Raw genomic sequence first — 13,490 nt, 5'->3', positions numbered from 1 at the left:
TGGGTCAAACTGCTTACTTTGCGCGGTGTCACTGGCGCCGCCCTCTTTTATCTTGCCGGTGTTAGCCGGTATTAACGTTGTGCCGTGGCACAGCGGAGGCTAAAAATGTCACAAGCAATTCTTCCCCGTGACGACAACTGCAATGGCTGGTATCAATTACTCGATACACCGGCACCGGCGCGGCGGCTAAGCGGTACCGAAAAAACCGACTGGCTGGTGATTGGTGCAGGCTTTACTGGGCTTGCGGCGGCTCGAAGCGTTGCCGAGCTACGGCCTAACGAGCGGGTAATATTGTTAGAAGGCCTACGGGTAGGCCAAGGGGCCTCCGGACGTAACACGGGCTTTGTCATTGATTTACCGCACAAACGTGATCTGGAAGATAACGATTTAGCGCGTAAGCAAAAATTACTGTCTCTTAATCAATCGGCGGTGAGCGATCTAGCCGCCCTAGTTGAACGTCACAACATTGATTGCGATTGGTCGCTGGCAGGCAAATACCAAGGGGCTGTAGGAGAGAGAGGCCTCAAATATCTTAATCATTACGAGCGCCTGCTGTGTGATAGTGGTTATCCCTACAAACGCCTGGATAGAAACGAGCTAGAGCCAATTTTAGGCACTCGTCACTATGTCGCAGCGATCTATACGGCCAATACAGCACTGATGCAGCCTGCTGCTTTGGTGCGCGGTCTTAGTGAGTCATTGCCAAGCAATGTCGAGCTCTACGAAAACACCCCCGTAGCCAGCCTAACGCGCCACAATGGCAAGTGGTACGCGACCACTCCAGAAGGTGAAGTACAGGCCACCAACTTACTACTCGGCTCTAACATCTTTTCACAAGAATTCGGCTTTCTTAAGCACCGCATGTTGCCGGTGATGACGTTTGCGAGCATGACTCGCACTCTAACAGACCAGGAAATGACGCTGTTTTCAAGAGCGCCCCATCACTTTGGGCTAACGCCAGCAGACCACGCAGGGACGACCGTACGCTTAACGCCGGGACGCCAGCTTATCGTCCGCAACCAGTACCGTTTCGTACCGCGCTATCACGACAATCTTGCAGAACGTAAACGTATTCGCCAAGGACACCGAGAATCTTTCGACGCTCGTTACCCATCGTTATCCCAAGTGCCTTTCATCGCCACTTGGGGAGGAGCCTGCGGACTCTCACGTAATTACACGGCCTTTTTCGGCAAAGTAGGCGATAGCGCCTGGATGTCCGGCATACATCAAAGTGTCGGGGCCGCAAGGGGAACTATCTCTGGTAAATTATTGGCCGAGCTTGCTACTGGCCAGAACTCAAGCCAATTAGCCGACATGCTGGCAATATCCGGCAAACCAGCCCTTAACCCACCTGAGCCTATCTTAAGCATCGGCGTAAGCATGCGCATGAAACAGGCAGCCTGGGCGAGCCGCAGTGAGCTTTAAGCAAAGTTTTCGCAATCGCTAGCGCTTCACACAACCCCCAAAGGAGAGCTCAATATGCCTGATAAAGCACAGCGCGTTAGGAAATTCGATTATCGCGACACCGTGTTTACTCACCGCGGTGGACCACCCGGCCATGCTGAGGTTGGCCGTACCATCGATGCCTCGATAAGCGAGACGATGGGAGCCGGATTTGCTCGTTGGGAGGGAGCGCACGTTACGTGGACACTTCTATACGACGAGATTATATTCGTGCTTGAAGGCGCATTACAGGTTGAAGCTTACGGTGAGCAACATGTCGTCACTCCTGGGCAAATGCTATGGCTTCCTGAGGGCACTGAACTGGCCTATAGCGGCCATGCATTGTTTGGCTACGCCCTTTATCCGGGTAACTGGAAGATGCTAAATGGCCTATAGGCAACCGCCCCGATAGCCTTAAAGTATAAGAACCGTTGACGGATGAGGTGGGAAGGGGCGTTTTTGAAATACATCAATAACGTAATGGCAACACCCCTTCGGTTACGCAAAAGCCATCGAAGGGGCGCGTGAGATTAGGCGATGGTAATGTCTTTGGAGAGATAGACATCCTGAATGGCATGCAGCAGGTCGACGCCTTCCTGCATGGGTTTCTGAAACGCCTTGCGCCCAGAAATTAGCCCCATGCCGCCAGCACGCTTATTGATCACCGCCGTGCGCACGGCTTCACCCAAGTCAGAATGCCCCTTAGAGCCGCCGCCGGAGTTAATCAACCCGGCACGCCCCATAAAGCAGTTGGCGACCTGATAGCGGGCTAGGTCAATAGGATGATCAGTCGTCAGTGCGCTATACACTTTATCGTGGGTATGACCGAAGCCAACCGCGTTGTAGCCGCCGTTATTCTCAGGCAGTTTCTGTTTAACGATATCCGCTTTAAGGGTGGCGGCCATGTGGTTGGCTTGGCTGGTTAGATCGGCAGAGGCGTGATAGTCGGTGCCACCCTGTTTGAAATCAGGGTTGCGCAGATACGCCCACAATACCGTCACCATTCCCAACTGGTGGGCGCGCTCGAAAGCCTCGCTAATTTCCATGATTTGCCGACGGCTCTCGTGGGAGCCAAAGTAAATCGTCGCCCCCACCGCCACACAGCCCATATCGTGGGCCTGCTCCACATCGGCAAATAGCGTTTGGTCGTATATCGCCGGGTAGCTCAGAGTTTCGTTGTGGTTGAGCTTCAACATCATCGGGATCTTATGCGCATAACGCCGCGCAACAGACGACAGTACGCCAAGCGTTGATGCCACGCCGTTACAGCCCCCTTCAATGGCCAACTCAACGATATTGGCCGGGTCGAAGTAGCGCGGGTTCGGTGCAAAGGAAGCGCCTGCCGAGTGCTCGATACCCTGATCTACCGGCAGCAAACTAAGGTAACCGGTGCCCGCCAAGCGCCCGTGATCAAAAAACGCCTGCATGTTGCGCAGCACCGCAGGACTGCGATCGCTATCGGCCATCACACGATCAATAAAATCAGGGCCAGGGAGATGCAAGTCCTCTCGACGAACCCCCTGACACGTATGGTTAAGCAAGCTATCGGCATCACTGCCTAGCAGCGCGGCTATATCAATCATAATGAAGTCCTTGAGATATTTTGAAAAGTAAGCGCGGATCAGATACTGCTTTAATAGAGCCTAGCCGTTCAATAGAGCATAGCGGCAACCACACCGCAATCAGGCAACGCTTGGTTTCCCTGCGGTTGACAAAGCTACGACTAAAGGATAAAAATACAATCACGAATGAGTTTTAGTCGCAAATAAGACTAAGTCTGATAGCTTTTCGCTCTCACCTGGAAACACCTTCACAATGCCCGCCTCTTCGCCACTTGCTGCTCCGTTGGCATCCACCTATCGGCGCTTTATTGTTACTCGCCTATTGATCGTCGCAGGCTTAGCGATCGCGTTGGTATTGTCGCTACTTGCCGATATCGCCACCGGCCCAGCATCTATTTCGCTTAGTAAACTGATCACGCTGATTTTTGATGCACAGTCCCAAGGGCCGATTCAACAAGCCATTGTCTGGGAAATCCGCCTCCCTGCCGCACTCATGGCAGTGCTGGTAGGCGCAGCGCTGGGGCTGGCAGGGGCAGAAATGCAAACGGTGCTGAATAACCCGCTAGCCAGCCCGTTCACGCTGGGCGTTGGTGCGGCGGCCACCCTAGGCGCTTCGCTGGTCATTGTTTTCAATCTCACCTTGTTTGGTTTAAACACCCACTACGCCACCGCTTTAATGGCCTTTATGTTTGCGGCGGCGTCGATGCTGACTATCAATGCTTTATCTCGTCTCTACGGCGCCAGCCGTGAGATTATTGTGTTATTCGGCATCGCATTGGTATTTGTACTCAACGCGCTGGTGGCACTTTTGCAGCTCATCGCTAGTCCCGATGCGCTACAGCAATTAGTGTTCTGGACGATGGGAAGCCTGTCACGCGCCTCTTGGGACACGGTGGCCATCGTGGCAGTGGTATTAGCCATTTGCATGCCTTTCTCGTTGCGCAGCGCCTGGGCGATGACAGCACTGCGCTCGGGTGATGAACATGCGCGCAGCTTCGGGATTGCGGTTGAGCGTTTGCGACTTATCTCGCTACTTAGAGTGAGCCTGCTCGCCGCTGCAGCAGTCGCGTTTGTGGGCACCATTGGCTTTATTGGGCTAGTCGGCCCGCATATGGCACGCCTGGCATTGGGTGAAGATCATCGCTTTTACTTACCGGGCAGCGCCTTGGCGGGGGCGCTGGTGCTATCGCTAGCGTCGATCGCCAGTAAAACGCTGGTCGATGGGCTGGTGCTGCCTGTGGGCTTAGTAACCTCGCTGGTAGGCATTCCCTTCTTTATGGCGTTAATCATGCTGCGGGGGCGCGCGCGATGAAAGCAGGCTTTACGCTCAGCAACGTCACGACCGGCTACCGCAAACGGCGCGTTTTCGAGCAGCTAAGCTTGCCCACACTGCCACCCGGTTCACTGGTCGCAGTGTTGGGGCCCAATGCGGTGGGTAAATCGACCCTGTTAAAAGCCATCGCGGGTTTACAGCCAGCCCGCGGACGTATGCAGCTTAATGATATCGACCTCACCCCCCTCAGTGGCGCCGCGCGGATGCGTCATGTGGGCTATCTTCCGCAAACACTCCCTCAGGCCACCACGTTAGTGGCCTACGAAGCGGTACTGAGCGCTTGTCGTGCCGTGCGCCCCGACCTAGGCCGTACAGAGATAGACACGTTAATCGAGCGCGTTTTCGATGCACTGGCCATTCGCCCGTTAGCATTGCGCCCATTGAGTGAGCTCTCCGGCGGGCAGCGTCAAATGGTCGGCCTAGCTCAGGCGATCGCCCGCCAGCCCGCACTATTACTACTGGATGAGCCCACCAGCGCGCTAGATTTGCGCTGGCAGCTGGCGCTGATTGATACCGTGCGCTCGGTGATAACGGAGCGTCAGGCGGTCTGCCTAATGGCCATCCACGATATCAACCTAGCTCTACGCTTTTGTGATCAAGTGCTGCTATTTGGTAACGGCGGGCTACTGGCTGCAGGTGATCCTCACGAGGTGATTACCCCCGACGTACTGCACACCGCCTATGGGGTCGAGTCACGGGTCGAGCGATGCTCGCTGGGGCGGCCACTTGTGCTCAGTGATCGCGTCAGCGAGCCGTTGTAATGTTTATATCAACAACCACCATTTATGATCATTCGGTGCGCCGCTTGGCTATTAATTTGTTGTGTTGGATGAGCCTGTTAATCGCTGCCGCTTGCTGGGCAACCGATTCACAGGCGGCCGCGTCTAAAGACTTTCCTAAAACACTGACTGATCTTGCCGGGCGTCAGGTAACGCTTTCAGCACCGCCAACACGCTTGTTTCTTACCCAGCCACGCCAGCTTTATGCCTTGGCAACACTACTGGATGACCCAACACCGCGCTTAGCGGGCTGGGCCTATCCGCTGACCGTATTTGACCCCGCCATGGCTCAACGTTTTATCACTCAGTGGCCTGCACTTGATCAACTGCCCGCTCTTTCAAACGCGCCGACACCCCAGCTCGATAGCGAAGCGCTGCTTAATCTGGCCCCAGACTTAGTACTGCTTGATCTCGCGCGCGTTAGCAACTTCGAAGGCTCTCCGCTGGCGCAGCTACTGGACGAGCTAGGTATTGCCTATCTGTTTATCGACTTTAACCGCCACCCGCTGGAGAACACGCCCAAAAGCCTTGCGCTTTTAGGCGAGGCCTTGAACGCGATGCCCCGGGCCGACGCAATGATTGCCCTAATTGAACAACGCTTGGCGCGTATCGACCAGGGCTTGGCAGACCTGAAGCTGGCGGAACAGCCCACCAATGCCCCCACCGTCCTAATCAACGTCGCCCCTGGGGTGAAAGTGGACTGCTGCCGTACCAATCTAAGAAACGGGCTAGCCGACCTAGTGGCCCGGGCAGGTGGCGATAATCTCGCCGATGCATTAATCCCCGGCGCATCGGCAACGCTGAGTAATGAATGGGTGCTCAGCCACCCACCCGACGTCATCCTCAATACCGCGGGACAGTGGACAGCGGGCGATGGTGTGCGTGTTGGACTTGATATCAGTGCTGATGATATTAGCCAGGATTTGCGGCATCTGAGCCAATCGCTTCCCGGCTGGAAGCATCTTAACGCCGTTCAGAATGGACAGTTTTATGCGCTATGGCATGGTTTTCATCAGGGTCCTTTCGCCATTGTAGCGCTCGAACGTATCGTCCAATGGCTCTATCCCGAACACTTCACTGACCTTGATCCGGCCGCCACCTTCAATGCGCTACTACCTATCACGCCAGCGCTAAGTCACGAGGATCACTTTTGGGGCGCACTCAACGCTCCATAATCCTTGGCCCACTCCCCTCTGACAATAACAGGATCTGTATCGACCATGTTGCGCTCCCGAACCTTTGCACTGTTTTCGCCACTGCTACTGCTGAACCCACTGTCCGATGTCTATGCACAACAGGCCAACGAGACCGCGCCAGAAACACTAATCGTCACCTCAGACCGGCTCGCTGATGTGGCTCCGCAGAGCTATCGTGCCCAGCGCTCAAGCCTTGCCAGCAAACAGCCGGTGTCGTTTTTAGAAGAGGCCCGCGCCGTAGAGACCGTCACCGCCCAGGTGATGGCCGACCATGACATTGACAGCTTGGACGAAGCAATGGCGATGGTTGCAGGGGTGACCGCAGGTAATAACATGGGGGGCACCGAGGACGGCTATATCAAACGCGGCTTCGGCAGCAACAGCGATGGTTCGATACTGATCGACGGCATTCGCCAACCGCGCGGCACCTTCTCAATGGCGACGGTGGATCATGTCGACGTACTCAAGGGACCCGCCTCGCTCTTTCAAGGCCAGCAGGATCCTGGCGGAGTGATCAACCTGGTCACCAAACGCCCTGAGTACGAGTGGCAGCGCGAGATCAGCGCCGAAGCTACCTCCTTGGGTGGCGGCAATACCAGCGTGGATGTCACCGGGCCAATTGCCGATACCGGCCTGGCCTTCCGATTTATCGTCCATCATGAAGATGAAGACTCCGCGCGCGTTTTTGGTCATGATCGACGCACGATTATTGCCCCTTCGCTGCGCTGGGAAGGCCACGACAATCGTGCACAAATCTCCCATGAGTATCGCGACTACGACTTGGATCTGGATCGCGGCACGGTGATGATTGATGGTGAACCTGCCAAGGTACCGAGTGACCGCCGTTTCGATGAACCCTGGTCGCGGGTTTTCGGTCACGACGAAGCCGTCACCGCCTGGTGGGAACAGGATATTAACCACGACTGGTCAACACGGCTTACCTACGGCTGGAACCGCCGGCAGTATAGCGATGGCCAACCTAGAGTATTGAGCGTTAACGAGCAGAGCGGCGCATTAACACGTCGTGCCGATGCCAATATCGGCTTTGACCGCCGCGTACAGTACACCGCCTGGGATACTAGCGGCACCGCCTCTCTGGCAGGCATGCGCCACGACCTTACCGTAGGAATTGACCACGAACGTCGCCGCGACTATCTGGCCGAGGTGTATCGCGGCACGGCGGTGACGGATCAAAATATTTACGACATGAGCTACGGTGGCCTGAATCTGGATAGCGATAGCCTTAACACCTCGCGCAGCAACCGCTTGGATGAGATCAATACCACTGGCGTTTATCTCAATGACCGTTGGCACTTCAACGACCGCTGGACGCTGGGGCTAGGCGGGCGCTATACCCACTACGAGCAGTTTTCCGGCAGTGGTCAAGACTTCATTACCGAGACGGATACCAGCGACGATATTTTCCTGCCATCAATCAGCCTGCTGCATCGCCTGACTCCGGATACGTCCGTTTATGCCAGCTACAGCGAAGCGTTTGTGCCCAATGGGGCCGACAGCGATACCGGACAAGCGCTGGCCCCTGAACACAGTATGGGCAGCGAAATCGGCGTTAAACACCTATGGAACGACCAGTTCTCGTTGGCCGTTGCGCTGTTCGATATCCGCAAGGAGAATGTTGCCGTCTCCGACGACGGTGTGACCCGCACGGTAGGCGAAGCGGGTTCACGGGGGATGGAGCTAACGGTTTCCGGCCAGTTGACCGATCAGCTTGCACTACTAGGCGCTTACGCCTATACCGACACCGAAGTACTCAAAGACACCGAAGATACCCAGGGCAACCGGTTGACCAACGCCGCACGCCATACCGCCAGCCTCTACTTGGCGCACGACTTAACAACCGCGCCTGAACTGGGCAACTGGCGCTTAGGTGGCGGGGTTCGCTATGTGGGTGAGCGCGAAGGCGATGCAGACAACAGCTTCCAATTAGACGACTACACCGTCGCTGACGCGTTTATCGGCTGGGACACCCCTTGGCTGGGCGATACCCTTCACCTGCAACTCAATGCCAAGAACCTGTTCGACACCACTTACTACCCTTCCAGCGGTGGCAACACACGGGTAGTGGTCGGCGACCCACTGGAAGTCAGCCTACAGGCATCGGTTAGGTTTTGAAGCCCAGGTAAATAACGACTGACTTGGCACTATGATTGCTTATACATTAAGGTTTAACGCTGTATACAGTTAGCGGTAACAGCTGATATGACGCGTTAGCCGTTGTGCCTTCCCATTTTTCAAGGAGCTCGCTATGTCCCACCCCCTGACTACGCCTCTCAATATTCTCGTTATCGGCGCGGGCATTGGCGGGCTGAGCACAGCTCTCGCTTTCCAGCGGCAAGGGCATCAGGTCACAGTGGTTGAACGCGTAGCAACGATGCGTCCAGTAGGCGCCGCGCTCTCGATATGGTCTAACGGCGTGAAAGTCATGCATCAACTAGGCCTTGGTAACGCCATTGAAGGCTTAAGTGGCAACATCACCCAGATGCGCTATCTGACGCATGACGGTCAACCCTTAACCGATTTTAGCCTGGCGCCGCTATTTGAAGAGATTGAGCAGCGTGCATGCCCCATTTCTCGCGCCGCCCTACAACAAATGCTGCTAGACGCGGTAGGCACCGAGCATGTGCAGTTTGGTCGCCGCTGTCATGATTACACGCTGACGCACGACGGTGTTTCTGCGCATTTTGACGATGGCGAAAGCCTCCACGCAGACTTATTAGTCGTCGCCGAAGGTACTCATTCAAAGCTGCGTGGTAAGGTCGTGGGGCACCCCGTTGAGCGCCAATACGTGGGTTATGTGAACTGGAATGTACGCGTGCCTGCTGATGATGCCTTGGCACCGCAGAGTCACTGGGATCAGTATGTCGGCGATGCAAAGCGTGTCTCGTTTATGCCCATGGGTAATGGGGGCAATGCCGAAGGCGCGCAGGAGTTCTATTGCTTTCTTGATGTACCGCTCCCCGCTGGCACCACCAACGACCCCAGCCACTATCGCGATGAATTACGCGTACACTTTGCAGGCTGGGCTGCGCCGGTGCAGGCGCTTATCGAACGCTTCGACCCTGCGCGAATGGCACGTGTGGAAATCTACGATATCCCCCCACTTGATTCACTGACCGCACCCCGTGTTGCCCTTCTAGGTGATGCTGCTCATGGAATGGCACCCGACCTTGGCCAAGGCGGCTGCCAAGCGATGGAAGACGCCTGGGTGCTAGCTCAAGTCGTGCAGCGAGCACTAGAAGAACATACCGACACCTCATCTGCCATTGCCAGCGCCTTGACGCAGTACGACGCGCAACGCGTTAGCCGAGTGGGAGAGATCGTCCAGCGCGCCCGTAAGCGCGCGGAGATGATTCATGGGCACGACGCCGCCCAAACGCAAGCCTGGTACGACGAACTCAAGCGTGAGGATGGCCAAGCCATTATTAAGGGGCTGAAGACAACGGTTACCAGCGGGCCACTGGGCTAGCGAAATGTTAACGTTCAATTGGTGCGGGCTTGCCATCAGCGCTTAGCTTAATCGGTTTTATCCTCTTAGGAGATATACCATGCCACTTTCTACCTGGCTGCTGTTTGTTGCCATGGCGCTGGTCAGCATTGCGAGCCCTGGGCCCGCTTTTTTAGTCGCGGTGCGCAATGGCATGGCCGGTGGAACAAAGCGCGTAGCGCTTTCCTCGCTGGGCAATATTATCGGCCTACTAATACTCGCGAGCGCCGCGGTGTTGGGGTTAGGCGTGATATTAAATGCCTCAGAAACGCTGTTTAGCTTGCTGAAATTTGGTGGCGCCGCCTACTTGATATACTTAGGCATTCGCCAGTGGCGTAGCAAACGCTCACTGGCGGTACCATCCACCGCTGCCAAGCCCATTCCTCACTGGCGCTTTTTCAGCGAAGGCCTGCTGGTCGCCATGAGCAACCCAAAAGCGATCCTATTTTTCACTGCTCTATTTCCTCAATTTTTGGATACACAGCGCGCCTTACTTCCGCAGTTTTCCATGATGGTAGGCACCTTTATGGTGCTTTCATTCGCCACCTTAATGGCCTACGGCGGGCTCGCGAAACATCTCACTCGCTGGCTGAGCAACACACGCCGAGTAAAGTGGGTCAATCGCATCATGGGCAGTGCTTTTATCGGTTTAGGCGTATCGATTTTGCGTATGCGCCAGCCCATCTAATCGCTGGCCAATGCTCATACCGTCAGCCCAATCCCTCTTAAAATCATCGTAGTCACCGACTGCACTGCTTTTTCAAACTGCAGGTCGTCTAGCGGCTGGCCGTCATTGAGCAAGTAGATTTGGTAATCAAAGTCAGCGTAGTGCTGGGTGGACGCCCAAATCATATAGAGTAGATAGGAAGGCTCGACAGGGTGAATCTGGCCTGACGCAACCCACTCGCTAATTTTTGACTCTTTGAGCTTGGCCCATTCGTAAAGATTGTCGCGCAGGCGCTCTTTAAGGATCGGTGCGCCCTGCATGACTTCGGCCGCCCATACTTTGGAGCCGTGGGCACGATTGCGGGAGTGGGTCATTTTGGCGCGAATGTAAGTAGACAGCACCACGCGTGGATCATCGTAGAGTTCAAAGCAGAGCGCGTCCTGCTTCCATATTTCCAACAGCTCTAGCAATACCTCTTGGTAAAGCGCTTTTTTAGTGGCGAAGTAGTAGTGCACGTTGGACTTGGGAAGTTCAGCCAGCTGTGCGATTTCGCCCATGGCGGCGCCGGCATAGCCTTTTTCAGCGAACAGTTGCTCCGCGGCCTGGAGAATCTTCTTAACGTTGGTCTGGCGAATTTCGTCCTGAGTTCTTGCCACGCTGCGCTCGTTCCTTACATCGAAGATAGGCACTGGGCTTTGTACGAAAACTGCCTGCGCTCGGCCATGCTGCGTTAAAAAACAGCTCAAAATGCTCATTTACACCCCGTAAACTCCGCTTTTTCGCCGTTTTTTGCCTTGCCTGACCTTCGCTCGCCGACTTTTCGTACAAAGCCTAAAAAAGCACCGTCGCAGGGCGACGGTGCTGAGAAGATGTCCTATTTACCCTGGAACGTCAACTTTGATTGGCGGGAAACGAGAACTCTGCCCGGGTCGCTTCGCTAGCTGACGGCCAGCGCTGGGAAACCGCTTTTCGACGCGTGTAGAAACGCACCGAATCAGGTCCGTAGGCGTGAAGATCACCAAATAGCGAGCGCTTCCAACCACCAAAGCTGTGGTAGGCCACCGGTACAGGCAGCGGAACGTTAACACCGACCATGCCCACCTCAATACCATCGGTAAAGCGTCGTGCGGCTTCGCCGTCGCGGGTAAACAGGCAGGTGCCGTTGCCGTATTCATGGTCGTTAATTAGCTGCATGGCATCATCCAGGCTACCGACTCGCATGACACAGAGCACTGGCCCGAAGATCTCTTCCTGATAAATACGCATATCAGCCGTGACGTTATCAAACAGGCAGCCGCCAACGAAATATCCCTGCTCGTGGCCTGACACCGTGAGGTCACGCCCATCGGCTACCAGCGTTGCACCTGAGTTGACGCCCTCGTCGATAAAGCCCAGCACCTTATCGCGGTGCTCAGCCGTCACTAGCGGGCCCATATCCAGCCCTTTCTCAGTGCCGGGGCCAATTTTTAGCTGCGCGATTTTAGGCAGCATGGTTGCGACCAAACGATTAGCCGTTTCATCACCAACACATACCGCCACTGAGATCGCCATGCAGCGCTCGCCGCAGCTACCGTAAGCCGCCCCCATTAACGTATTAGCGGCGTTTTCCAAATCGGCATCGGGTAATACCACCGCATGATTTTTCGCACCGCCCAGCGCTTGAACGCGTTTACCAGCGGCCGTACCACGGGTGTAGATCGCTTCAGCCACCGGCGTCGAACCCACAAACGAAATAGCCTTCACTGCCTTGGCGTCCAAGAGCGTTTCCACCGCTTCGCGACCACCGTGAATCACGCTCATCACGCCTTTCGGTAGCCCGGCTTCTTGAAGCAGCTCAGCCACGGCCATTGAGGAAGATGGGTCTTTTTCCGACGGCTTGAGAATGAAGCAATTGCCACAGGCAATGGCCATCGGATACATCCATAGCGGCACCATGGCCGGGAAGTTAAACGGGGTGATACCAGCAACGACGCCCAACGGTTGAAAGTTAGACCATGCATCAATGCCAGGCCCTGCGTTGTGGGAATACTCCCCTTTCAACAGTTCAGGCACGCCGCAGGCGTACTCAACGTTTTCAATGCCCCGTTTAAGCTCACCCATGGCATCTTCTGGCGTTTTGCCATGCTCTTCGCTGACCAGTTGCACGATGCGGTCGGCGTGTTCTTCGAGCAGTTGCTTAAAGCGGTACATAACTTGCGCGCGCTTGGCCGGTGGCGTATCTCGCCAGGCGGGAAACGCTGCCTGAGCGGCATCAATGGCCTTTTCAACATCGGCCGCAGAGGCATCAGACACTTGGCGAATGACAGCACCCGTTGAAGGGTTGGTAACGTCCAGCGTACGCTGGCCCTTCACTAACTCACCGTTAATCAGGTGGGAAATAACACTCATTTTTATACTCCGAAACCGGTTTTATCAAAAAATAGGCTATGCCAACGAATCCAGGGTGGTCGCAACGGCGTCGAACAGGCGCTCTAGCTCGGCCTCAGTGGTGCCAAACGGAGGGCCAAACTGCAGGGTATCGCCGCCGTAGCGCACGTAAAAGCCCGCTTTCCAAAGTGCCATATGCGCATCACGCGGTCGAATCGTTGGATCGCCGTCGCGGGGGGTTAGCTGAATGGCGCCGGCTAAACCGTAGTTGCGAATATCGACAACGTGGTTGCGGCCTTTTAGCGCGTGCAGCTTCTGCTCAAAGCTAGGCGCAATGGCGCTAACCTGAGCGGGGAAGTTTTCACGCTCCATCATTTCAAGTGCTGCCAAACCCGCCGCGCAGGCCACTGGGTGGGCGCTGTAGGTGTAACCATGGGTGAACTCAACGGCGTGCTGGGGGCCACCGGCATGCATAAAGGTGTCGAAAATCTCACTAGAGGCGATCACTGCGCCCATCGGAATAGCACCGTTGGTGATCTGTTTCGCCACGTTCATGATATCCGGCGTTACACCAAAGGCTTCAGCGCCGGTGGTCGCGCCGCTGCGCCCAAAGGCGGTGATGACTTCATCAAAAATCA

12 protein-coding genes are annotated in these 13,490 nt (G+C 55.6%); 8 read left to right on the top strand and 4 right to left on the bottom strand.

All coding sequences use genetic code 11. The annotated features are described in order from the left end of the window. Positions 1-105 precede the first annotated feature (105 nt). On the top strand, positions 106-1,425 hold the full coding sequence (locus ACTH5D_RS01395; RefSeq protein ID WP_441667871.1) for an NAD(P)/FAD-dependent oxidoreductase: 1,320 nt from the start codon (positions 106-108) through the stop codon (positions 1,423-1,425). 54 nt (positions 1,426-1,479) lie between these two features. After that, positions 1,480-1,839 (top strand): ethanolamine utilization protein EutQ, encoded by a 360-nt coding sequence (locus tag ACTH5D_RS01390; protein ID WP_441667870.1) that lies wholly within the window; start codon positions 1,480-1,482, stop codon positions 1,837-1,839. A 134-nt stretch (positions 1,840-1,973) separates the two neighbouring features. Here the strand turns inward: ACTH5D_RS01390 and ACTH5D_RS01385 are convergent, their stop codons facing one another. Continuing rightward, positions 1,974-3,026, bottom strand: coding sequence for a class I fructose-bisphosphate aldolase (locus ACTH5D_RS01385; protein WP_441667869.1), 1,053 nt, complete (start codon positions 3,024-3,026; stop codon positions 1,974-1,976). 232 nt (positions 3,027-3,258) lie between these two features. On the opposite strand from ACTH5D_RS01385, the gene ACTH5D_RS01380 reads away from it, so the two are divergent. The 6 genes from ACTH5D_RS01380 to ACTH5D_RS01355 all read left to right on the top strand — a co-directional run bounded on the left by ACTH5D_RS01380 (position 3,259) and on the right by ACTH5D_RS01355 (position 10,506). Further along, the gene (locus ACTH5D_RS01380; RefSeq protein ID WP_441667868.1) at positions 3,259-4,317 is read left to right on the top strand and encodes a FecCD family ABC transporter permease; all 1,059 of its coding nucleotides are present in this window, start codon (positions 3,259-3,261) and stop codon (positions 4,315-4,317) included. Further along, entirely contained in the window at positions 4,314-5,099 is a 786-nt protein-coding gene (locus ACTH5D_RS01375) for an ABC transporter ATP-binding protein (RefSeq protein WP_441667867.1), read from the top strand. The genes ACTH5D_RS01380 and ACTH5D_RS01375 overlap by 4 nt, the downstream gene beginning before the upstream one ends. Next, the gene (locus tag ACTH5D_RS01370; protein ID WP_441667866.1) at positions 5,099-6,292 is read left to right on the top strand and encodes an ABC transporter substrate-binding protein; all 1,194 of its coding nucleotides are present in this window, start codon (positions 5,099-5,101) and stop codon (positions 6,290-6,292) included. Before ACTH5D_RS01375 ends, ACTH5D_RS01370 begins: the two co-directional genes overlap by 1 nt. 45 nt (positions 6,293-6,337) lie before the next feature. Further along, positions 6,338-8,446 carry a TonB-dependent siderophore receptor gene (locus tag ACTH5D_RS01365; RefSeq protein ID WP_441667865.1) on the top strand — a complete coding sequence of 703 codons (2,109 nt, stop codon included), beginning with the start codon at positions 6,338-6,340 and terminating at the stop codon, positions 8,444-8,446. 133 nt (positions 8,447-8,579) lie between these two features. Then, a complete protein-coding gene (gene hpxO / locus ACTH5D_RS01360; RefSeq protein WP_441667864.1) occupies positions 8,580-9,800 on the top strand; it encodes an FAD-dependent urate hydroxylase HpxO in 1,221 nt (406 codons plus the stop codon). Between the two features lie 79 nt (positions 9,801-9,879). Further along, positions 9,880-10,506, top strand: coding sequence for a LysE family translocator (locus tag ACTH5D_RS01355; RefSeq protein WP_441667863.1), 627 nt, complete (start codon positions 9,880-9,882; stop codon positions 10,504-10,506). A gap of 14 nt (positions 10,507-10,520) precedes the next feature. On the opposite strand, the gene ACTH5D_RS01350 is transcribed toward ACTH5D_RS01355, so the two are convergent. The 3 genes from ACTH5D_RS01350 to ACTH5D_RS01340 form a co-directional block, all read right to left on the bottom strand. Next, positions 10,521-11,141 (bottom strand): TetR family transcriptional regulator C-terminal domain-containing protein, encoded by a 621-nt coding sequence (locus ACTH5D_RS01350; RefSeq protein ID WP_441667862.1) that lies wholly within the window; start codon positions 11,139-11,141, stop codon positions 10,521-10,523. Positions 11,142-11,376: 235 nt separating this feature from the next. Continuing rightward, positions 11,377-12,873 carry a CoA-acylating methylmalonate-semialdehyde dehydrogenase gene (locus ACTH5D_RS01345; protein ID WP_441667861.1) on the bottom strand — a complete coding sequence of 499 codons (1,497 nt, stop codon included), beginning with the start codon at positions 12,871-12,873 and terminating at the stop codon, positions 11,377-11,379. Between the two features lie 36 nt (positions 12,874-12,909). Next, a partial coding sequence (locus tag ACTH5D_RS01340; protein ID WP_441667860.1) for an aminotransferase class III-fold pyridoxal phosphate-dependent enzyme occupies positions 12,910-13,490 on the bottom strand: 581 nt, incomplete at its 5' end.

It is taken from the genome of Halomonas sp., assembly GCF_052095695.1.
Taxonomy (GTDB): Bacteria; Pseudomonadota; Gammaproteobacteria; order Pseudomonadales; family Halomonadaceae; genus Vreelandella.
This window is presented reverse-complemented; position numbering and strand designations above follow the sequence as displayed.

Excerpts from the sequence above, each read along its gene's own strand:
- ACTH5D_RS01395 (WP_441667871.1), top strand. The coding sequence starts at position 106 with ATGTCACAAGCAATTCTTCCCCGTGACGACAACTGCAATGGCTGGTAT.
- ACTH5D_RS01390 (WP_441667870.1), top strand. The coding sequence starts at position 1,480 with ATGCCTGATAAAGCACAGCGCGTTAGGAAATTCGATTATCGCGACACC.
- ACTH5D_RS01385 (WP_441667869.1), bottom strand. The coding sequence starts at position 3,026 with ATGATTGATATAGCCGCGCTGCTAGGCAGTGATGCCGATAGCTTGCTT.
- ACTH5D_RS01380 (WP_441667868.1), top strand. The coding sequence starts at position 3,259 with ATGCCCGCCTCTTCGCCACTTGCTGCTCCGTTGGCATCCACCTATCGG.
- ACTH5D_RS01375 (WP_441667867.1), top strand. The coding sequence starts at position 4,314 with ATGAAAGCAGGCTTTACGCTCAGCAACGTCACGACCGGCTACCGCAAA.
- ACTH5D_RS01370 (WP_441667866.1), top strand. The coding sequence starts at position 5,099 with ATGTTTATATCAACAACCACCATTTATGATCATTCGGTGCGCCGCTTG.
- ACTH5D_RS01365 (WP_441667865.1), top strand. The coding sequence starts at position 6,338 with ATGTTGCGCTCCCGAACCTTTGCACTGTTTTCGCCACTGCTACTGCTG.
- hpxO (WP_441667864.1), top strand. The coding sequence starts at position 8,580 with ATGTCCCACCCCCTGACTACGCCTCTCAATATTCTCGTTATCGGCGCG.
- ACTH5D_RS01355 (WP_441667863.1), top strand. The coding sequence starts at position 9,880 with ATGCCACTTTCTACCTGGCTGCTGTTTGTTGCCATGGCGCTGGTCAGC.
- ACTH5D_RS01345 (WP_441667861.1), bottom strand. The coding sequence starts at position 12,873 with ATGAGTGTTATTTCCCACCTGATTAACGGTGAGTTAGTGAAGGGCCAG.